The sequence below is a fragment of the Aphanizomenon sp. UHCC 0183 genome, from assembly GCF_009712065.1.
GTDB classification, from domain to species: Bacteria; Cyanobacteriota; Cyanobacteriia; order Cyanobacteriales; family Nostocaceae; genus Dolichospermum; species Dolichospermum heterosporum.
The window spans coordinates 1-19866 of sequence record NZ_VILC01000082.1 but is presented as its reverse complement, the minus strand read 5'-3'; the positions used below and the strand labels follow the sequence as shown (position 1 = coordinate 19866).

Sequence of the window (19866 nt, the reverse complement as noted above, 5' to 3'; positions counted from 1 at the left end):
GAGGTAAATTCAGCCCTACCATCTCAAATTAAACTGCAAGTTAATGATAAATTGGGTAAGCAGCAGCCTCAAGAAAAAGCATTTGCGATCGCAGTCATCAAAAAAGTTGAGCCTACAGTTCCACCTTCTTCTATCTTACCTGCACCACAGACAACGCCTGTTTTTCCTGGTTTTTAAACCCGATTGATAGCCAAGATAACCAAAGCCAACCACTTAAGTGCAAGAAAATATGAATAACAATCAATACCTTAGCCAAATTATGAGGGTGACTAAGTACTTATTTCTTTCATCTGTGCATCCATCTCAAACACAGAGCGATTCCTATGTCGCGCCTCGCTATCGCTGCAATTATCTCTTTCCTTCAGTGCCGCAAGAGATACGAGACAGGCGAACGTGAACGCTCACACCTAAAAAATTAGCTGAAAATGGGTGTGAATAATGTCCATCTAGTCTTGTAAATAGCCTAGTACCGCAAGGCGGAAGTCAAAAGTCAAAAATAATATAGCGTAACGTTCCCAGTCTCCGACTGGGAATGCTATCACAGAGGCTCTGACTCCAGATTTCACTGTTTTTGAAGGCAGAGCCTTCTAGAATTCATTCCCATACAGAGTATGGGAACGAGAGATTGGAACGAGAGATCGGAACGAGAAATTATTTTAATGTTTTTGGATTTTTAATTCACATTGTTGGAAAATATAATTCACCGCAGCAAATAATTTATCTAAATCTTGAATCATATACAGATTTTTATTTCGAGTAAATACATCACCAACCAACTTTCCAAATTGCCATATTTTTCCGTTAGAAACAATTCCAAAAACATCACTAACAAAATCATCATTAATTCTCTGAATTGCGATCATTTCAGCTAAACACTGACCCCAACCTTCTTCAAATTTGTCTTGTTTAGCTTCAACCATCAAAAAATAAGGTTTATCAAAAACAATTGTACTTAGAGAGTTTCGCTGTGTTACAGTATAATCAGGAATACCTGATAAATCCTCATCATAAGCTAATGCTTCATGACTCCAAAGAGTTAATTTACTTCGGTAAGGTTTCCATACTTCTTTCAATACTGGATAAATGAGATTTTCACAAATAGCATCTTCGGAATTATCAATAACTCCATCTGTAAATAGCAAATCTAATTCCTCCTTAAAAGATTCCTTAGCCGGAAATTCTACTTCCAACATAAAATTAGATTGCACATACTTGATTTGAAACTTTTTAATGACTGAACTAATACTTTTATAATTGCTAAATGCCATAAAATTCTGTCAATCCTTAAATCCTGTAAATCTTGATATGGCTACGCTATTAAACAATAGCGCGTTCCATTCCATTGCTTTGCGAACGTTCACGTTCTAAGTAGGTTGGCGTTAAAAATTGTCCTTATGACAAGGGAACAGGAAACAGGGAAGAGTCTTTAGGCATTATAACAATTTTTTAGTCCCACAAGGGATTCGAGACGCTATCTACAAAGAAGCAAGGTAAGTAGTGAGACAGAATTAATTACACAATGTCATTGCGTAAGCGTTGCGTGGCACTAGCCATATGGAACGAAGTGAAATGAAGCAATCGCAAGGGTTGTGATTGCTTCTCTTCGTTCGCAATGACTGTAAATATTTTTGTCCAATTAAGTAGGTGAGCGTTGAAAATTGTCGTTATGGCAAGGCAAAAGGCAAGAGGCAAGAGGCAAGAGTGAAGAGGGTTTGGGCGATTTTACATTTCTTTACACAGTTTGGTTTTATTGTGTTCACCTACTTACTTACAGATAAACGTCAATCCCCACACCTAAAAAATTGGCTGAAAGTGGGTGTAAATAATGTCCATATTGTTAAAACGAGTAGAGTCAGCTTTAGGATCGCAACCTACGATCATGATGCGTTGACCCATTTCAGCCATAGCGGCTAAAGTATTTTGAGAAGTGGTAGATTTACCGATACCGCCCTTGCCGTAGAAAGCTATCTGTCTAATTTTTTCTTCAGTCATTGTTCGTGTTTCCTAGAATTAGTTGATTGGTGGTTTTGTCTGTTGGTTCTCACGGCCAAAGTTCTACGGCGGTGAGCGTTTGTAGAACGTCGCTATCTATGGAGGCGATCGCTCTACAGAAAATCGAGTGGTGTTCATAGTATTTATGAGGTTGTAAGGATTTTTTTCTTTGTCAGTTGTAGGGGTTTACGGCGTAAACCCTTACCATTAGCTGTTTTTTTCTAAACTGCTTCGACAATAATTTCTTTACTGATGCGATCGCGTAATCTCGCTTCAATCGCAATCTTTAAAGTAGCAGTGCTGCTAGAACATGAACCGCAAGCACCTTTAAGAATTACTTTAATCTTATCGCCTTCGACATCATAAAGTTCTACATCTCCCCCATCGGCGATTAAAACGGGTCGGACTTCTTCATCTAATACTTTTTGAATCAGGGCAATTTTTTGAACTGTAGTTAATGGTCTTTTTTGCTCTGAACTAGGAATTTCTGTTTTAGCTTTCGCCTTGTAGCTGTGGAGATTTTTGTTGGCGGCTTCCTGCTTTACTTCTCTTATTATATCATCAATCTTCGTTAAACAGGAACCGCATCCGCCACCAGCTTTTACATAATTTGTTACTTGCTCTGCACTGAAGAGATTGTTTTGTGCAACTGCTTTCTTAATCTTAGCATCAGTTATTCCGAAACAGCTACAGATGAGGACACCTTCTTCATCGTCATGTGCCTCTAGAGGAATACCACGATAATTATAAATGGCAGCTTCTAAAGCTTCCTGACCCATAACAGAACAGTGCATTTTTGCTTCAGGTAAACCACCTAAATAATCAGCGATTTCCTTATTTGTTACTCCTAAAGCTTCATCTAAAGTCAAACCTTTGACCATTTCAGTTAAAGCGCTTGAAGATGCGATCGCACTTGTACAACCGAAAGTTTGAAAACGGGCATCAAGAATTTTATCTGTTGCTTCTTCAACTTTCAAATGTAATCTTAAAGCATCACCACAAGCAATACTTCCTACTTCACCGGTTGCCACCTTCACACCAGCTTCGCCAGTTTCTTCAATTGCACCCTGGTTTTTAGGATCGTAAAATAACTCTAATACTTTATCAGTGTAGTCCCACATAGTTAATTTTAGATTTTGGATTTTAGATTTTGGATTGGTGATTTGTCATTAGTTAGTAGTAAATGAAAACTGACCACTGACTAATGACTAACTACTAATGACTACTGACCATTGACTGTTGTTGTAACCAATCAGCATTATCATTTTTGAAGGGAGATAAAGCTCGAAGACGGTCAACAATTTCCGGCATTACGGCAATTACTTGATCAATTTCAGCTTCAGTTGTGTAGCGAGAAAGACTGAAGCGAATCGAACCATGTAAAGTAGTGTAAGGTAAACCCATAGCTCGTAAAACATGAGAAGGTTCTAGAGAGCCAGAAGTACAAGCAGAGCCAGAGGAAGCGCAAATACCGTACTTATTTAAAGAAAGCAAAATTGCTTCACCTTCAATATATTTGAACCCGATATTCGTAGTATTTGGTAATCTATTTTTGGCATCACCATTTACTTCACAATCAGGAATTTTAGCTAGAAGAGACTGTTCCAAATAATCACGCAACTTTGTTAATCTCTGAGTTACTTCTTCTAAATGTAACAGTTCTAATTCCGCAGCTTTTCCTAAAGCAATAATTCCCGGAACGTTCTCTGTACCGCCTCTGCGTCCTCGTTCTTGGTGTCCACCAACTAATAGAGGACGGAAACGAACCCCACGTCTCACATACAAAGCACCAATACCTTTAGGAGCATGAATTTTGTGACCAGATATAGTTAACATATCTATGGTGCTGGTCTTCATATTCAAGGATATTTTGCCTACCGCTTGCACTGCATCAACGTGGAAGAGAGCGCCGTATTCCTTAACCATAGCACCAATTTCTTCAATTGGAAAGATAGTGCCGATTTCATTATTGGCATACATTACTGTCACCAAAGCAGTATTACCAGTTAGAGAAGCTTCTAACTCACTCAAATCTATTTGTCCCTTAGCATTTACTGACAAATAAGTAACTTGATAACCTTTGGATTCTAATTGTTTGCAGACATTTAAAACTGCCGGATGTTCTACTTGGGAAGTGATGATGTGACGTTTTTCAGGTTGAGCTAATAACGCCGCATGAATAGCAGCATTATCACCCTCAGTTCCGCAACTGGTAAAAACAATTTCTGATTCATCTGCTCCGAGTAAAGCAGCAACTTGTTCTCTAGCTGTTTTTACAGCCTTCCCAAGTTGTCCACCAAAAGTGTGCATACTAGAAGGATTAGCATAATAGTCCGTCAAATAAGGCATCATCGCCTCAACAACTTGAGGATCTATTTTAGTGGTGGCATTATTATCAAGATAGATACAATTATTTTGCATGATTTTCTCTATAAAAGTATAAAGTGATAAAGAAGGAGTCAGGAGTCAGGAGTCAGGAGTCAGGAGTCAGGAGTCAGGATTATGGCTAACGCCACGCTATCAGGAGTCGGAATAAAGATAAATATAAATATTCCCTATTCCCTGTTACAGCAAATTGTCATCAAACCCGGAACAAGAACCCCACCCCCAACCCCCTCCCCGCAAGCGATGAGGGGGCTAAGATGTACCTTATATGATTGGAAATCGCTGTAAGTAGTACAAAATTAAATTCACTCGTTGAGAGAGGGAACAGGGAACAGGGAACAGGGAACAGGGAACAGAAAAATCAGTTGTGTAATTAATTCTGTCCCATTACTTAACTGTCACCTGTCACCTGTCACCTGTCACCTGTCACCTGTCCCCTGTCCCCTGTCACCTGTCACCTGTCACCTGTCCCCTGTCACCTATATAACTGCTTCTCCTTGATGCTTTTGCAACTGTTCGGAAAACTTCTGAGAATAGGACTTATACCAATTTTCCCAATAGTCTTGTTTATTGGTTAACTTTGCTAAAACCCGGTTGTAAGTAGCAAACCAACTTTCCCAATAATCACTAGGTTGTTTAACGCAACCATCAACAGTAGGACAACTGGCTTTACATTGAGGTACAGTGTGAATACTACCAGCGCAATTTGTGCAAAGTTTAGAGTCAATCCAGTAATTACCGTCAACTTCTTGAATTGCACCGGTAGGACAAACAGATAAACACAACTTGCAGGAAATACACTGGCTAGTAATTTCGTAAGCCATGATTATTTACCTCGGAGATTTTAGATTTTAGATTTTGGATTTTAGATTGGAGTCTATCAAATCCAAAATCCAAAATCCAAAATTGAATTACCCATTAGCCTGAACATATTGCTCGTAAAATTCTAAAGCAATCTTTTCAATTACATCATAGGCTTCAACAGTTTTTATTCCTGCTGCTTCTAATTTTTCCTTGGGACAATTGCCTATTTTTGATACCAAGACTGCTTTACAATCTGCAATTGCCTTCATTATATTGTCTGCGGTAGCTTCTTCGCTGTAACCACCTTGACAATATTGATCAATCTTGCGGTGACTAACAAAACGAACTTCATTGCCATCAACTTCATACACTTGAAATTCCTTCGCGTGTCCGAAGTGTTGGTTAACTAATCCACCACCTTTTGTTGCTACTGCAACTAAGATTTTAGGACTATTAGCAGATTTTTTGCCAGTTGATGCTTTATCTTTGGCAGCCTTAATTTCTTCTCTAAATTTCTCAATCCCTTCGTGAACTTCTTGACGGGTTTCAAAGTTATATTCTGGAGCCATTTCCATGAACTTATCTTTAGTAAATTCTTGGCTACGGTCTTCTCCTAATAATCCTACCGCATCGGCTCGACACTGGCGACAGTGGCGCATCATTTTCATGTTACCAGAGCAATTATCTTGGACTTCCTTCAGTTCTTTTCCTGTTGGTCCACGTTGACCAGTTAAACCAAAATGAGTCCCATGTTCTGGTGCAGAAATTAGCGGCATAATGTTATGTAAGAATGCGCCTCTCTCACGAATAGCCTTATTAACTTCTACCAAATGTTGATCATTAATTCCCGGAATCATCACGGAATTAACTTTGCATAAGATATCAGCTTCTTTGAGAGCTTGCAATCCTTCCAACTGTTTTTCTAGGAGAATCTTTGCTCCTTCTACCCCTCTGTAACGCTTGCGTTTATAGTGAACCCAGGAATAGATTTGTGCGCCTATTTCGGGGTCAATGGTATTAAGGGTAATAGTAACGTGATCTATATTTAATTGTTTGATGCGATCAATATGTTCTGTCAGCATCAAACCGTTTGTGGATAAGCACAATTTAATATCTGGTGCTTTGTCTGCAATTAATTCAAAAGTCCGAAAAGTTTTTTCTGGATTAGCCAAAGGATCACCAGGACCGGCAACTCCCAATACAGTCATTTGGGGAATTTTTCCGGCAATTACTAACACTTTATGTGCAGCTTCTTCCGGTGTGAGTAATTCACTCACTACTCCAGGACGACTTTCGTTAGCGCAGTCATACTTGCGGTTACAATAGTTACATTGAATATTGCAAGCTGGAGCGACGGCAACGTGCATCCGTGCATAGTGATGATGAGCCTCTTCACTATAGCAAGGGTGTTTAGAAATGCGTTCTATGAGTTTTTCGTCCATTTCTGGAGTTGTGGTGCTGTCGCAACCGCAAGCAGCAGATGTAGCGGGGGTGATAATGGCATTCTGAAAGTCGGAGGTGAGAATATCTGTAGCAGGTAGTGTCATTGAATTTCGCTGTTGGAGGTGGACTTGAGAGCCACTGTGGGAGATGCTTTTACTACTGCCAATACCTAAATTATTTTAGACATGGTGCTAATCTCATCCCTCCACTCACTTTTGACTACTAACTTGGTTTTGTTAAGGAGCGTTAAGTGATTGGCGATAAATGATTTATAGCAGCCCTTTTTTTTGCCCTCCTTGGTTTACACCAGGATAGAACTTATTGGATTTATTATGTTTGTACTCAAATCCTTAAATCCTTGCATTGCAACGATACAAAAATTAAAAAAGATTTTTTCGGGTAGGGGTACGAGTATTTATAGTTAGGGGTACGAGTATTTATAGTTAGGGGTTCAGGATTTCTTTGTACTCATCTCAAACTCAATATCTGTAAGGGTTTTGGCTATATTTTTAGCGAATTTTCTTGATATTCGACTGTACTCAACTTTCCTGGAAATTCTCCTAGAAACTCTTGTTATTCAGAGATTTGAGGTTAAAAAACTGGAGTAAAATCAACCCGATTACTCCAGATACGTGCGAAATTCAATTCTGTATACAACCTATCATTTTTTTTTAGAGTAAAAATGCAATTTATATTTTTTTAAGTTTTCGATTATTAATGATATTTTTATAGCTGTATTGCTTGCTATACAATAAATACAACCTAATTGCAACATCTATATTAATGCAGATGATTTGCAAAAGATTTAATTTTTTGATCATTATTTTTTGATGATATTGATAATTATGTTAGCCATGAACTTTCCCCCATCACTACGCTATAAATATAGTAAACAAAGCACATTAGGAAAAATGTGATCAAAGCTATTATTATCGGGAGCATCCCAATTTTGCAGAAATAAGCTGGCGATTGGAAATCACGGCTATAAGTAGTGAGACAGAATTAATTACACAATGTCATTGCGTTAGCGCAGCGTGGCGTTAGCCATATGGAACGAAGTGAAATGAAGCAATCGCAAGAGTTGTGATTGCTTCCCTTCGCTCGCAATGACTGTAAATATTTTTGTCCAATTACTTACAAACAAAGTCCGCCTACTGGGACTAGGGAAATTTAAAACCCACGCAGGTGGGTTTTGCCTGTGTAGTCGTGACTTCCAGCCGCATGGATTCTATATTTTGGGTAAATTTGCATATTTGGGATACTCCCTTGTTATCCATCTTGATGATAATTATGAAGCGGATACTGTTACCTTACTAGTAGTCTGTCAACCCGAAAATGACGGGTGAAGGCAAGCAGGGGGAGAAGAGAGGTAAGGGAGGTAGGGGGGTAGGGGAGAACAGAAGTTTTTTCCGATCATTACCCGTCAAAATAAATTTGACGAACTACTAGCTTTAATTTATTTCTACGTAGTGTAAGCTTAAATAGACTTATCGGATTAGTATAAAGATATCTCTGTAGCTGACGTGACGGATGTTTGTAGTTCTCAAAATTTGGATTCGGTAAAGTTGCTGAATGCAGATTTAGTTATTGATTTTTGACATTTCGTTACTTTCTGTTATATTTACAAAAGTGTCTGTTAGGTAATTCAGAAAATCTAACTTGACAATATGGCTAGGTAAAATATTAGTCCTATTTAATAGAGGGTAAATTAATGAAGAAAAAGTTAAAGATTGCGTTGCATAAAACATCAAGTCTGGGGCTAATGTTACTACTCCCTATATTGGGAAATTTGCTCTTTTTAGCTAATGCTAAGGCAGAGTTGAATAGTAGTCTGACAATTGAAGTAGAGGGACTCAGAAACAAATCTGGACAAATTTGTGCTACGCTTTTTGATAAAAGTCAGGGATTTCCTACTGATAGTAAAAATGCTTTACAATCCCAATGTATCAAGATCACAAAAATATCTCAAAAACTGACTTTCGATAACTTGAGAGCGGGTAGTTATGCTGTTGCATTAATTCATGATGCCAATGAAAATGGTAATCTCGATACTGGTTCTTTTGGTGCGCCCATAGAAGGTTTTGGGTTTTCTAATAATCCAGAGGTTTTCACTGGACCGCCTAAGTTTAATGATTCGGCTGTTACTGTATCTAAAACTAATACTGATATTAAGATTAAGATGAAATATTTCTTTGGTTCTTAGCTAGAGACAGCGTAACCTACAATTATTAATTAACAGTGGGTTACGCTGCATCAAATTTCCGTTCCTTTTTTATCCATTTTTCGGGTAAAAAAATGAACAGTTACATTATTTATTCCAATTCTGAAACTTTTTGAGTATTATCCCGACGACACTGTTCTTTTTTTGCAAACTCAGCTATACAGATACCTTTATCAACCATCACACAGCTTTGTCAACCAGAAAATGACGGGTTCAGTCGTCAGGTGCGTCAGATGTCAACAATCTGTTTATTTGCGGGATTTATGCAGTCTGACGTGGTTGGTGAGCTTGTCGAACCACACCCTACAACAGATTTTTAGTGTGACACTTGCATAAGTCCTACCTATAAGTAATTGGACAAAAATATTTACAGTCATTGCGAGCGAAGGGAAGCAATCACAACCGTTGCGATTGCTTCATTTCACTTCGTTCCATATGGCTAACGCCACGCAACGCTTACGCAATGACATTGTGTAATTAATTCTGTCTCACCACTTACAGCGATTTCCAATCATATAAGGTACATCTTAGCCCCCTCATCGCTTGCGGGGAGGGGGTTGGGGGTGGGGTTCTTGTTCCGGGTTTGATGACAATTTGCTGTATCTCAAAGTTATTGTCTTTTCATTTTGTATCCCCACATACAGCAAACAAATCCGAAAATAAAATAAAGAAATCCACCTTTCCACTACCAAAATAATAAAATAATAATAGTAGTAGGTAATACATAAAATCTATATTTACTGTCATCAAAACAGTGTTTATCAGGAAATGAGTACAACTAAATATATGGAAGAATATCTTGCCTAAATAGCTGTAAAGTCCTACAGGTTAAGAGGTTTCTGGTGAGTACAAAAAAGCTGCATCCCTGATCTGAAAATACCAGTACCCCTGTGATCAAAAGCTAGTACCCCTACCCCAAGAGAAAATGTAAAGTTCTGTTAAATAGGCAGTTAAACATATTGAGTACAAGCTTAATAAATTTAATAAATCTAATCTGCGTTGCTAATTCTGTCTGTTTGGAAGTTATCTGATATAAGCATGAAAACAGTACAGGATTTTTTCACCTAACAATACCAATGCACCAGTCATTAAACAGGATCATTAAGACTGAGACTGTAAATACAAAGCTACGTAAACATGAAGGTTTTAGATTTTTTTTAGAACCATTAATCAGTGATTTTTGGATTATTTTTGAGCGTGATCCAGCAGCACGTAATTGGTTAGAGGTCATATTTTGTTACCCCGGCTTTCATGCTCTGTGTTTACATCGTCTTGCACATTGGTTACATATCCACAATGTGAGTTTTATTCCCCGGTTGATTTCTCATTGGGGACGATTTTTCACAGGTGTTGAAATTCATCCAGGAGCAAAAATTGGTAAGGGTGTATTTATTGATCATGGCATGGGTGTTGTCATTGGTGAAACTGCCATTGTGGGAGATTATACACTCATTTATCAGGGTGTAACATTGGGAGGAACTGGCAAAGAAAGCGGTAAACGTCATCCGACATTGGGTAGTAATGTTGTTGTCGGTGCGGGTGCGAAAGTATTAGGAAATATCCAAATTAGCGATCGCGTCCGTATTGGTGCAGGTTCAATTGTCCTGCGTGATGTGCCTCCAGATGCCACTGTGGTGGGCATTCCTGGACGGATTATTGCTCCTACAGCAAATTGTCATCAAACCCGGAACAAGAACCCCACCCCCAACCCCCTCCCCGCAAGCGATGAGGGGGCTAAGATGTACCTTATATGATTGGAAATCGCTGTAAGTCTAGTAACCGCATTTCCCCCTTAGAACATGGCAAATTACCCGATATAGAGGCAGGTGTGATTCGTTCTTTACTCTCGCGGATTGAGCAGTTAGAACAACAAGTCCAAACTCTCACTAATCATCACCAAGATGATCAATAAAGTTAACTCCATAAATTGTGAATTACTGATGTCACCAAATTGTAACTTTTTAACTGTCGGTGAACAAATTTTGCAAGTTCCTTTAGGTGATAGATGGTGTATTTATCATCGGTTGCAAGAGTTGATGATTTCCTGTTCCTGTCCCCCGGATGGGTCTTTGCGCGTGCAAGTTAATAACCTAGAAGAAGCGATTCTTGTTCGTAGTACATTGATGCAATTTTTTGCTTCTCGTCATCAATTGGTGACATGGTTAGAGAATTGTTTGTGTAACGGTGTTGAGTAAAGATTGCTGGAAACAATCATGTTTTTTTGATTAGTACGACTGATAACAATTAATAATTCTAGCCCTGTCTAATCCAAAGCATATCAGAGGTTAATTTTTAATGCAAGTCTGATTGATCTCAAGTCATTATTCACTCACAAACTATCTTGCATATTCCAGATAATTCACATAAGCTAAGGTTCACCCAGTTTACTAAAACTAAAAAATTAGTAATTGCTGATGGGAATAACTTGTACCTTATGTTGATTTCAATTGTCAATGTCCAATTATGGTGATTAATAGTATTGATAGGAAGTTACTGCAATTTCTCCAAAAAGAACTGGCACTTTCCCAGGCTGATATTGCTGTAGCAACACGACATCCTGAGTTCAATCATGGACCTTTACCGATGCTGCTTTGGCAATATGGTTTAGTGGATTTGCAACAACTAGACAGAATTTTTGATTGGCTTGCAGAACATCCTGAATTGAGGTAGATGAAAAATTACCAGTAAACATAAGAGGTAATAATTATGATTACTAAGTAGGTGAACACAATAAAACCAAAGTGTGTAAAGAAAAGTAAAATCACCCAAAGCTTCTTCACTCTTGCCTTCCCAAAACGACAATTTTCAATGCTAACCTACTTAGTTTGATTGCTGGTATGAGTATGTTATTTTTTACAGGATTTACTAATATCTGTCTGGGTTATTGGCTATTAACAAAATCCACAAATAATACCACCAGAAATATTGGATAAATTATACTTATCTTTTGTTTCTTGTCATACAGATGCAACAGAAATATTTGATTAATAATTAAGGATCGTAAATCATGATTCATGATTTATTCGCTCAATTTATAATTTATTGCCCATCTACCACCATGAAGAATTGTAGCGAACAAGGATATTACAAAAAACTCCGCTAGAGGGATGTTGAAAATGTATCAAATCATGATTAATGATACGACATTACGTGATGGGGAACAGGCAGCAGGTGTTGCTTTTAACTTAGAAGAAAAAGTAGCGATCGCTCAATTCCTAGATACCATTGGTGTCCATGAATTAGAGGTGGGAATTCCGGCAATGGGAGAAGAAGAAATTCGCGCCATTGTTGCCATTCGTAACTTAGATTTAAACGCTAAACTATTAGGTTGGAATCGCGCTGTATTATCAGATATAAAAGCTTCTATAGCCTGTGGACTAGAGCGGGTACATATTGCTATTCCTGTGTCTGGAGTGCAAATTGCCGCTAAATTTCATGGACAATGGCGAGTAAGTTTACAAAAGCTCAAAGACTGTATTAGCTTCGCCTTAGATCAAGGTCTTTGGGTATCAGTTGGTGGCGAAGATTCTTCTAGAGCCGACGAAAATTTTCTCCAAGATGTTGCCATGTTATCACAAGAATGGGGAGCATCTCGGTTTCGGTTTTGTGATACAGTTGGGGTACTTGATCCCTTCCGAACTCACCTTAAAGTTAAGCATTTAGTATCAACTCTATCAATTCCTATTGAGATTCACACCCATAATGATTTTGGACTAGCAACTGCTAACGCCTTAGCTGGAATCAAAGCTGGTGCTGTATCTGTAAATACTACCGTTAATGGACTAGGAGAAAGAGCCGGAAATGCAGCTTTAGAAGAAGTAATTATGGCTCTAAAATGTATTTACGGTGTTGACTTGGGAATTCAAACTCAACACTTGTTAAAACTATCTCAATTAGTCGCTAAAGCTTCCGGCGCTAATGTTCAACCTTGGAAAGCAATTGTGGGTGAAAATACCTTTGCTCATGAGTCTGGTATTCATGCTCATGGTGTTCTGCAAAACCCCGTTACTTATGAACCTTATGCTCCTGAAGATGTGGGTTGGGAACGGCGTTTAGTCATAGGTAAACATTCTGGTCGGCATTCATTATCTAATCTCTTAGAACAGCATGGAATCTTTCTCGATTCTCAAGAAACCCAAGCTATTTTAGATGTAGTCCGTCAGCAATCAATCCTTAAAAAACGCAGTCTCACTACAGAAGAATTATTAAATTTAGTCAGCGAAAAAAGGTATTCCCATGCAACGTGATGAAATAGAACTGGACTCGCAACCCATTTTTGAAATTGGTCAAAAAGTTCGAGTTAAGAAACTAATCAAAAACGATGGAACTTTTCCCGGTAGAGAAATTGGGGAAGTTTTAGCAAAAATTGGTGATGTTGGTTATGTCTCCAGCATTGGCACATTTTTGCAAGCTTATTATATCTATGCTGTACATTTTTTGGAAACAGGGTACATCATCGGTTGTCGAAAAAGAGAACTAGAATCTGCTGAGGAAACACATGAAAGTAATGCTCCGAATGAATGATGCTGGTACTTTAGTTGTCTACGTCCCTAAAAAAGATTTAGAAGAAGAAGTAGTCAAAGAAAGAGATGGTGAAGCAGGTAAAATTCTCACTTTAACTAATGGTTGGGAATTAGAATTTAGTGAATTTCCCGATAAAAGTCGTTTACCCGTAACTTTAGAAGCTAAACGCCTTCCTTAAAATGCTATCATTCAGCCGTCAGTCCTAACGGTTTTCGGGTTAGTGAGATAGAAGAACCCCACCCCGCTTGCGGGACTACGGTGTACACACAAGTTAAATTACCCCCCTTAATCCCCCCTTATAAAGGGGGGAAACCGGAAAAATTAGTTCCCTCCCCTTCACAAGGGGAGGGTTAGGGTGGGGTAATTTGAGGAATAATGGTAATTCGATAACTTCTGTGTACACTGTAGCTTGCGGGGAGGGGGACATGAATTATTATTTCCTCTTGAAAAAATTGGGTTATCAGAAATGGGTGAAAAATATTTGGCTTTATCGGAATTGAATATTGAAGGGCAGTTTTTAGGATTTGCGGGTAAAAAAACTGAGAAATATAAATATTTACAGTTAGCAATTCCTGGAGGAAATATCAAAATTAAAATTCCTAAAAATTTACGTTGTTCTCTAGGTTTATCTTTAGTCCCTGGTGAACAAATTAATATAGATGCTATTAGTAGATTAAACCCACGTAATAATAAACTGAAACTGGAAGCTTATCAAATTCAAGCGGTTGGTTTTTGTCTTGTCAAAAATCCCCTTCCTCTTCCTCAACCTAAAGCCAAGATTATGGTATGTCAAAAATCTGGTTGCATGAAACGGGGTGGAAAGGGGTTATTATCAGACTTAGAAAAAACTTTAGGCGATCGCGGTTTATCTGATAAAGTCACTATTGAACATACCGATTGTCAAAAACGCTGTAGCAGCGCTCCCAATTGTGTTTTGATGTTAGGTAAAAAACAATACAAAAAAGCTCATCCAGAGGCGATCGCATCTTTGCTAGAGAATCATTTAAGTGGTTGATGTAGCGTCACAAAGTATACTATCTTGCTTGAATTATCTCGTTATCTCGTTCCCAGTCTCTGACTGGGAATGCTATCATAGAGGCTCTGCCTCGACTTCGGCTAGATAGTAGATTGTACTGCTGGAGTTGTTTGTTCTACAGTCCATCCTAATCCATTAACATTAACAGGATGAGTAGCAACGACCCAAAATTCAATAATTACTTGAGAGGTAATAAAACATTGACCACCTTGTAATAAAATTTCAGAAATAGTATTCTGTATAAGGTTATATTCCAGAGATTAAGAATATGCAAATCTAAGAATAATATTGGTATCAAGTAAATAGCTTTTCATATTCCTCTATCATCATAAATATTTTCTCGACGCAGTGATTCATCTGATAGAGTAATACTACTTTGAGGAAATTGAGATAACCATTCCTGAAATTGTGCTACTTTTTCTGCTGATGTTAAATTTTGCTGTTCTGCTGGCAGAATTATATTGATATGAGAAAGTTTAGATAAGAAAAGTTTCTGATCTTCGGGAGTTAATTTGGAAACAATTTCTACAAGGGAGTCCACAAGTTGTACATTCATAATTATTTATGTTATTTACTAGGTTATGGACAATATTACACTGTATTTTAATTATAAACTCTAAGAGGATGTTTGAAAAGTGGTATTCCGTAATTTTCATCACATTGCTACCCCCCTTTCCCCTTGTAAAGGGGGGAAACAATAAAAATCCAGTTCCCTCCCCTTTACAAGGGGAGGGTTAGGGTGGGGTAAAAAATATTTGATACATCAACCATAACTTTTCAAACACCCTCTAAACTGCAAAATTCTTTTAGTCCGTTTTAACGGACTTTCGCTATAAGACTGGGAATTTATTCCCAGGCTGGTGATGATGCTTCATGAAGTATAATATTTTCATCCTTAAATCCTATAAATTCTAATTCAGACAAAAAGAAACAATCTAAAAATACCCAACGTCAATAACAATTGATCATCCTTGTATTCTGACAAAGGAAATCATGAAAAATATCCTCATATTCACCACAATTCTATCTTTAGGTAGTGTAATAACTTTCAAATCTATGCCTGTTGTTGCTAATCCCAGCCACCAACAGTATCAAGTTACAGCAAATTGTCATCAAACCCGGAACAAGAACCCCACCCCCAACCCCCTCCCCGCAAGCGATGAGGGGGCTAAGATGTACCTCATAAGATTGGAAATTGCTGTAACAAAGACGTTAAAACCATCCAATCCGTACCAATTCCAGCCAATGAATTACCACCACCATTAGACAAAAACGGAGTATTTAGAGAAATTACCAGTGGGGGAATAGCTGGAAAAACCTATGAAACAGTTTTACTAAAAGACGGTCAACTGATACGAACAAAAACAGGTGATGCTAACGACTCAGAGCGTAGTATCAAAAAAGTTACTGGAGAACAAGTTAAACAATTTGAAAAATTATTAACCCAAGACAAATTTGAACAATTCAACAAATTGAGTTTCCCCGCACCTCCAGGTTCAGCAGATTATATCACCTATACCCTAACCAGTCAAAAAGCCACAACCCAATATAATGACATCTCGCAATCTCAAATACCAAACAAACTAGATAAAGTTGTCAAAGCATGGAACGAATTAAAAAATAGTGCCAAATAACTAACCCAAATCCTCAACTCTAGAAGTTGGGGATTTAGATCACACTCTTAATTTCTCTCTGCGCCTCTGCGCCTCTGCGTGAGAAAAAAAATTATCCCTTATCCACCAAATCCTCCAAAACCTGCTGTAAATCAGTCGTCAACTCAGCCACCGATTGTCTAGCAGCAACTCGACTACTTTTATAACCAGAATAACGTTCAGAAATAGAAATCGGTTCACCCACAGTTATCTTCACCTGCTGCTTACCCAATTGTGGACGATTTAAAGAAATATTTCCCTTAATTTTATTAACCATATCCCATAAAAGTAAAGTCATTTCTGCAAATCTTTCCACCGTTGGTTTTTCGCGGATATACATCCCAGAAACAGCCACAAAACTCTCAACTAATCTCATGTGCCACATCCGAAAATATGCTTCTTCAGCAACTCTATCTCCCAAACTTTTCTCAATGAGTGATAATGATTTAATATCCTTAAAATCTTCCCTAAATATATAATTCCAACCGGCTTGTTCCACCCGTCTACATCTATCATTCCAATTCCCCCTAGATGGTAAATCAAAATATTGTTCAGCAATAAATAAAGCAATATTCATCACAGCTTGTAAACGATAAGCTAAAGCTTCATTTCTATCTATAATTTCCCCATTAGTAATTTTTTCATCTGGTAATGTTTGATGATAAAATTTAGTATAAAATTGCTCCATTACCGATAATAAATGTTCAGCTAACCCTAATAATCGGGGATAAAGCGCAGCAAAAGAAGCCTCAGTTTTCTCTTGATTCACAGATAAACCACTAGCCGCTTCTAATTCAGTTAACAAATTTGCTATATTATCCCAAGGTTCATTGACATAACTATATTTAATGCCAATTGGTAAAATTAAAACTTCCTCATCTCTTCCCGCTTTTTGCAAATCTTCCGCACACCAAAAACCCATCTGTGCGATACCCGGTTCTAAGGGACTAATAATCTCCGATAAACCATTTGTAGCACCTTCTGGCGCAGCAGCCATCGGAAACTGACCATTGACATACAAATCCCGCACCGAACGCAATCCAGTCCAATCAGCTTTACCGCGTTGAATCGGAGTTCCCCCCAAGTGGGAAATTACCCAACCCACATGATCACCAGCCCAGAGAGGAATGCCCCGATCATAGATAAAATGGGCATGAAGCGGATATTGTAGCTGTGTACCCCCAACTCGTGCTACTTTAGGCAAGATTTGGGACAGTAAATAAGTTAAACAAAGAGGGTCTGCTGTTTGAGGATGACGAAACGCCAACATAAACCGGATTTTACCATCCTGAAACCGTTGATAGCAATCCGCCAAAGTTTCAACATTGTCTGCTTCAATGTTGCTAATAGGTGTTTTCCAGCGAATCCAGTTAGGTAGAACTAAATGTACCAACTTTAACAACAAAGGGTTAAAAGCTGGCGGAATAAATTCTAAAGGTGGTTGTGCTTGATACATTGCTTCAGACACAGTAATTATCTCCTCAAGTTATAACAAGTGACAGGTGATACCAATTTTATGTGAGGCTGCACAGAATAACAATCATTCATATTTATCTGCGTTTATCTGCGTTCATCTGCGGTTAATTATTCTGGAAATCTTATTCTATGGAGCTTCATTTTAATTTGGTATGACATAGGTTAATCTTCAATAATTGGCAAAATTAGCAAGTAAAGGTAAAAACAATGCGATTATCACAAATGTTATTTGTTACGCTACGGGATGATCCTGCTGATGCGGAAATCCCTAGCCATAAATTGTTACTCCGTGCTGGTTATATCCGTCGCATTGGTAGTGGGATTTATGCTTATCTTCCCCTAATGTGGCGGGTTTTGCAAAAGGTTTCCCAAATTGTCCGGGAAGAAATGAATGCTACCGGCGCACAAGAATGTTTATTACCACAATTACAACCTGCGGAATTATGGCAGGAGTCGGGAAGATGGGATACTTATACTAAGGCTGAGGGAATTATGTTTTCTCTGGTTGATAGAAGGGAACAACAATTAGGACTTGGCCCAACTCATGAGGAAGTAATTACAACTGTTGCCCGTGATATGATTCGTTCCTATCGTCAATTACCTGTACATTTATATCAATTACAAACTAAGTTTCGTGATGAAATTCGTCCCCGTTTCGGTTTAATGCGCGGACGAGAATTTATTATGAAAGATGGTTATTCTTTCCATGCTGATGAAGAAAGTTTGAAAAAAACTTACCAGGAAATGTATACTGCTTATAGTAATATGTTGCGGCGTTCTGGTTTGGCTTTTCGGGCTGTAGAAGCTGATTCTGGGGCTATTGGTGGTTCTGGTTCAACAGAGTTTATGGTCTTAGCAGATGCGGGAGAAGATGAAGTTCTCTACACTGAAGATGGTAAATATGCAGCAAACGTAGAAAAAGCAGTTTCTTTACCTGCGGAAGCGGAAACTTCACCTTTTACAACTTACGAAAAACGGTCAACTCCGGGAACAGAAACTATAGACAAAGTTTGTAATTTCCTCAAATGTTCTCCTACCCAAATTGTTAAAAACGTTTTATATCAAACTGTTTATGATAACGGTTTAACTGTTTTGGTGTTAATAAATATTCGCGGAGATCAGGAAATTAATGAAGTTAAATTACAAAATGAATTAACTAAATTAGCTCCTGAATTTGGTGCTAAAACTATCCTAACTTTAACTGTACCAAATGCCGAAGCCCAAGAAACGTGGAAAGCTAAATCTTTACCTTTAGGTTATATCGCACCAGATGTTAGTGATGATTATATTGCGGTCAATAAACAGGTAAATTCTCAGTTTGTGCGGTTGGTGGATAAAACCGCTGTGGAGTTAAAAAACTTTGTCACTGGTGCAAATGAAGCTGGTTTTCATGTAGTTGGCGCAAATTGGGGTGAGCAATTTAAGTTACCTGCACTAACCGTAGATATTCGTAAAGCAAAATTAGGCGATCGCTCCCTGCACGACCCAAACCAAACCCTACAAACAGCTAGAGGCATCGAAGCCGGTCACATCTTCCAACTGGGGACAAAATACTCCCAAGCGATGGGTGCAACTTATACCAACGAACAAGGGGAAGAAAAGCCTTTAGTCATGGGTTGCTATGGTGTGGGTGTGTCTCGGTTAGCACAATCAGCCGTAGAACAATCCTATGATAAAGATGGCATAATTTGGCCAGTAGCGATCGCCCCCTATCACGCCATCATCACCATTCCTAACATTAAAGATGCCCAACAAATCGCCGTTGCCGAAAAACTTTACACAGAACTCAACCAAGCAGGAGTAGAAACCTTATTAGATGACAGAGACGAACGAGCAGGTGTTAAATTCAAAGATGCTGATTTAATCGGTATCCCCTTCAGAATCGTCACAGGCAGAGCCATTACAAATGGTAAAGTCGAAGTAGTCAAACGCGCAACCCGTGAATCTCAAGAAATTGTCATTGACGAAGTGATCAATACATTGCAACAATGGATTAAAGACGCAATAGAAGGGTAAAATACAACTGTTGTGGGGCAGGCATTTTGCCTGCCATTGATAACGAATTCTCACCCCAACTCTTGATCTTGCCAAAGTGCATCAAATTCAATTTTCTTTTTATTATAAAAATCATCAAGCTCTGTTAATAAGCTATACTCACCAAATAATGTTTCGATTCTTCCTAATATTTTCTCTGTCTCTTTAGGATCATCAAGATAATGATAATTCACCTCTATTTGTTCAGGATCATCGAAAATATTATAGTTGTTAATGTGTACTTTTATTTGGCTATATTTATCTTTGACTATTTTCCTATAAGTATTAAATCTTCCATT

19 protein-coding genes and 1 pseudogene are annotated in these 19866 nt (G+C 38.2%); 11 read left to right on the top strand and 9 right to left on the bottom strand.

Annotated elements, in window-relative coordinates:
• Positions 1 to 656 precede the first annotated feature (656 nt).
• From FJR37_RS20695 to nifB, 6 genes and pseudogenes are all read right to left on the bottom strand, one after another.
• Positions 657 to 1268 carry a hypothetical protein gene (locus FJR37_RS20695; RefSeq protein WP_039201665.1) on the bottom strand — a complete coding sequence of 204 codons (612 nt, stop codon included), beginning with the start codon at positions 1266 to 1268 and terminating at the stop codon, positions 657 to 659.
• 574 nt (positions 1269 to 1842) lie between these two features.
• A pseudogene (locus FJR37_RS20690) lies at positions 1843 to 1992 on the bottom strand (AAA family ATPase); the annotation flags it as partial.
• Positions 1993 to 2213: 221 nt separating this feature from the next.
• Complete coding sequence (gene nifU, locus FJR37_RS20685) at positions 2214 to 3113, bottom strand: Fe-S cluster assembly protein NifU (protein ID WP_039201669.1); 900 nt, start codon at positions 3111 to 3113, stop codon at positions 2214 to 2216.
• A gap of 94 nt (positions 3114 to 3207) precedes the next feature.
• A complete protein-coding gene (gene nifS, locus FJR37_RS20680) occupies positions 3208 to 4413 on the bottom strand; it encodes a cysteine desulfurase NifS (RefSeq protein ID WP_168467009.1) in 1206 nt (401 codons plus the stop codon).
• Between the two features lie 443 nt (positions 4414 to 4856).
• On the bottom strand, positions 4857 to 5201 hold the full coding sequence (locus FJR37_RS20675) for a DUF362 domain-containing protein (protein WP_039201672.1): 345 nt from the start codon (positions 5199 to 5201) through the stop codon (positions 4857 to 4859).
• An 87-nt stretch (positions 5202 to 5288) separates the two neighbouring features.
• A complete protein-coding gene (nifB, locus tag FJR37_RS20670; RefSeq protein ID WP_039201673.1) occupies positions 5289 to 6728 on the bottom strand; it encodes a nitrogenase cofactor biosynthesis protein NifB in 1440 nt (479 codons plus the stop codon).
• A gap of 1002 nt (positions 6729 to 7730) precedes the next feature.
• Here nifB and FJR37_RS26585 point away from each other — a divergent pair.
• The 10 genes from FJR37_RS26585 to FJR37_RS20630 all read left to right on the top strand — a co-directional run bounded on the left by FJR37_RS26585 (position 7731) and on the right by FJR37_RS20630 (position 14384).
• A complete protein-coding gene (locus FJR37_RS26585) occupies positions 7731 to 7970 on the top strand; it encodes a hypothetical protein (RefSeq protein ID WP_217355351.1) in 240 nt (79 codons plus the stop codon).
• 416 nt (positions 7971 to 8386) lie between these two features.
• The gene (locus FJR37_RS20665) at positions 8387 to 8827 is read left to right on the top strand and encodes a DUF2141 domain-containing protein (protein ID WP_254434633.1); all 441 of its coding nucleotides are present in this window, start codon (positions 8387 to 8389) and stop codon (positions 8825 to 8827) included.
• A 1094-nt stretch (positions 8828 to 9921) separates the two neighbouring features.
• A complete protein-coding gene (gene cysE, locus FJR37_RS20660) occupies positions 9922 to 10599 on the top strand; it encodes a serine O-acetyltransferase (RefSeq protein WP_254434632.1) in 678 nt (225 codons plus the stop codon).
• Complete coding sequence (locus tag FJR37_RS27125; protein WP_371416151.1) at positions 10596 to 10757, top strand: hypothetical protein; 162 nt, start codon at positions 10596 to 10598, stop codon at positions 10755 to 10757. Before cysE ends, FJR37_RS27125 begins: the two co-directional genes overlap by 4 nt.
• Positions 10758 to 10785: 28 nt before the next feature.
• Positions 10786 to 11040, top strand: a complete 255-nt coding sequence (locus FJR37_RS20655) for an Asr1405/Asl0597 family protein (protein WP_027404317.1) — start codon at positions 10786 to 10788, stop codon at positions 11038 to 11040.
• A 268-nt stretch (positions 11041 to 11308) separates the two neighbouring features.
• A complete protein-coding gene (locus tag FJR37_RS20650) occupies positions 11309 to 11515 on the top strand; it encodes a DUF2949 domain-containing protein (protein ID WP_039201679.1) in 207 nt (68 codons plus the stop codon).
• A gap of 446 nt (positions 11516 to 11961) precedes the next feature.
• A complete protein-coding gene (gene nifV, locus FJR37_RS20645; protein WP_039201681.1) occupies positions 11962 to 13092 on the top strand; it encodes a homocitrate synthase in 1131 nt (376 codons plus the stop codon).
• Entirely contained in the window at positions 13082 to 13369 is a 288-nt protein-coding gene (locus FJR37_RS20640; RefSeq protein ID WP_015078853.1) for a nitrogen fixation protein NifZ, read from the top strand. Before nifV ends, FJR37_RS20640 begins: the two co-directional genes overlap by 11 nt.
• Complete coding sequence (gene nifT / locus FJR37_RS20635) at positions 13344 to 13547, top strand: putative nitrogen fixation protein NifT (protein WP_039201683.1); 204 nt, start codon at positions 13344 to 13346, stop codon at positions 13545 to 13547. Before FJR37_RS20640 ends, nifT begins: the two co-directional genes overlap by 26 nt.
• Before the next feature lie 288 nt (positions 13548 to 13835).
• Positions 13836 to 14384 carry a (2Fe-2S) ferredoxin domain-containing protein gene (locus FJR37_RS20630; protein ID WP_039202371.1) on the top strand — a complete coding sequence of 183 codons (549 nt, stop codon included), beginning with the start codon at positions 13836 to 13838 and terminating at the stop codon, positions 14382 to 14384.
• A gap of 331 nt (positions 14385 to 14715) precedes the next feature.
• Here FJR37_RS20630 and FJR37_RS20625 read toward each other — a convergent pair whose 3' ends face one another.
• Together FJR37_RS20625 and FJR37_RS20615 are read right to left on the bottom strand one after the other, a co-directional pair.
• Positions 14716 to 14961: a hypothetical protein gene (locus FJR37_RS20625; RefSeq protein WP_039201685.1), complete on the bottom strand. Its 246-nt coding sequence runs from the start codon at positions 14959 to 14961 to the stop codon at positions 14716 to 14718.
• A 1169-nt stretch (positions 14962 to 16130) separates the two neighbouring features.
• Entirely contained in the window at positions 16131 to 17513 is a 1383-nt protein-coding gene (locus FJR37_RS20615) for a 1-acyl-sn-glycerol-3-phosphate acyltransferase (protein WP_174763460.1), read from the bottom strand.
• Between the two features lie 227 nt (positions 17514 to 17740).
• On the opposite strand from FJR37_RS20615, the gene FJR37_RS20610 reads away from it, so the two are divergent.
• The gene (locus FJR37_RS20610; RefSeq protein WP_168467005.1) at positions 17741 to 19549 is read left to right on the top strand and encodes a proline--tRNA ligase; all 1809 of its coding nucleotides are present in this window, start codon (positions 17741 to 17743) and stop codon (positions 19547 to 19549) included.
• A gap of 50 nt (positions 19550 to 19599) precedes the next feature.
• Here the strand turns inward: FJR37_RS20610 and FJR37_RS20605 are convergent.
• Positions 19600 to 19866, bottom strand: a 267-nt coding sequence (locus FJR37_RS20605; protein WP_168467004.1) for a hypothetical protein, incomplete at its 5' end; no start/stop codon positions are given.

Coding starts and splice junctions, on each gene's coding strand:
- FJR37_RS20695 (WP_039201665.1), bottom strand. CDS start 1,268: ATGGCATTTAGCAATTATAAAAGTATTAGTTCAGTCATTAAAAAGTTT.
- nifU (WP_039201669.1), bottom strand. CDS start 3,113: ATGTGGGACTACACTGATAAAGTATTAGAGTTATTTTACGATCCTAAA.
- nifS (WP_168467009.1), bottom strand. CDS start 4,413: ATGCAAAATAATTGTATCTATCTTGATAATAATGCCACCACTAAAATA.
- FJR37_RS20675 (WP_039201672.1), bottom strand. CDS start 5,201: ATGGCTTACGAAATTACTAGCCAGTGTATTTCCTGCAAGTTGTGTTTA.
- nifB (WP_039201673.1), bottom strand. CDS start 6,728: ATGACACTACCTGCTACAGATATTCTCACCTCCGACTTTCAGAATGCC.
- FJR37_RS26585 (WP_217355351.1), top strand. CDS start 7,731: ATGACTGTAAATATTTTTGTCCAATTACTTACAAACAAAGTCCGCCTA.
- FJR37_RS20665 (WP_254434633.1), top strand. CDS start 8,387: ATGTTACTACTCCCTATATTGGGAAATTTGCTCTTTTTAGCTAATGCT.
- cysE (WP_254434632.1), top strand. CDS start 9,922: ATGCACCAGTCATTAAACAGGATCATTAAGACTGAGACTGTAAATACA.
- FJR37_RS27125 (WP_371416151.1), top strand. CDS start 10,596: ATGATTGGAAATCGCTGTAAGTCTAGTAACCGCATTTCCCCCTTAGAA.
- FJR37_RS20655 (WP_027404317.1), top strand. CDS start 10,786: ATGTCACCAAATTGTAACTTTTTAACTGTCGGTGAACAAATTTTGCAA.
- FJR37_RS20650 (WP_039201679.1), top strand. CDS start 11,309: ATGGTGATTAATAGTATTGATAGGAAGTTACTGCAATTTCTCCAAAAA.
- nifV (WP_039201681.1), top strand. CDS start 11,962: ATGTATCAAATCATGATTAATGATACGACATTACGTGATGGGGAACAG.
- FJR37_RS20640 (WP_015078853.1), top strand. CDS start 13,082: ATGCAACGTGATGAAATAGAACTGGACTCGCAACCCATTTTTGAAATT.
- nifT (WP_039201683.1), top strand. CDS start 13,344: ATGAAAGTAATGCTCCGAATGAATGATGCTGGTACTTTAGTTGTCTAC.
- FJR37_RS20630 (WP_039202371.1), top strand. CDS start 13,836: ATGGGTGAAAAATATTTGGCTTTATCGGAATTGAATATTGAAGGGCAG.
- FJR37_RS20625 (WP_039201685.1), bottom strand. CDS start 14,961: ATGAATGTACAACTTGTGGACTCCCTTGTAGAAATTGTTTCCAAATTA.
- FJR37_RS20615 (WP_174763460.1), bottom strand. CDS start 17,513: ATGTATCAAGCACAACCACCTTTAGAATTTATTCCGCCAGCTTTTAAC.
- FJR37_RS20610 (WP_168467005.1), top strand. CDS start 17,741: ATGCGATTATCACAAATGTTATTTGTTACGCTACGGGATGATCCTGCT.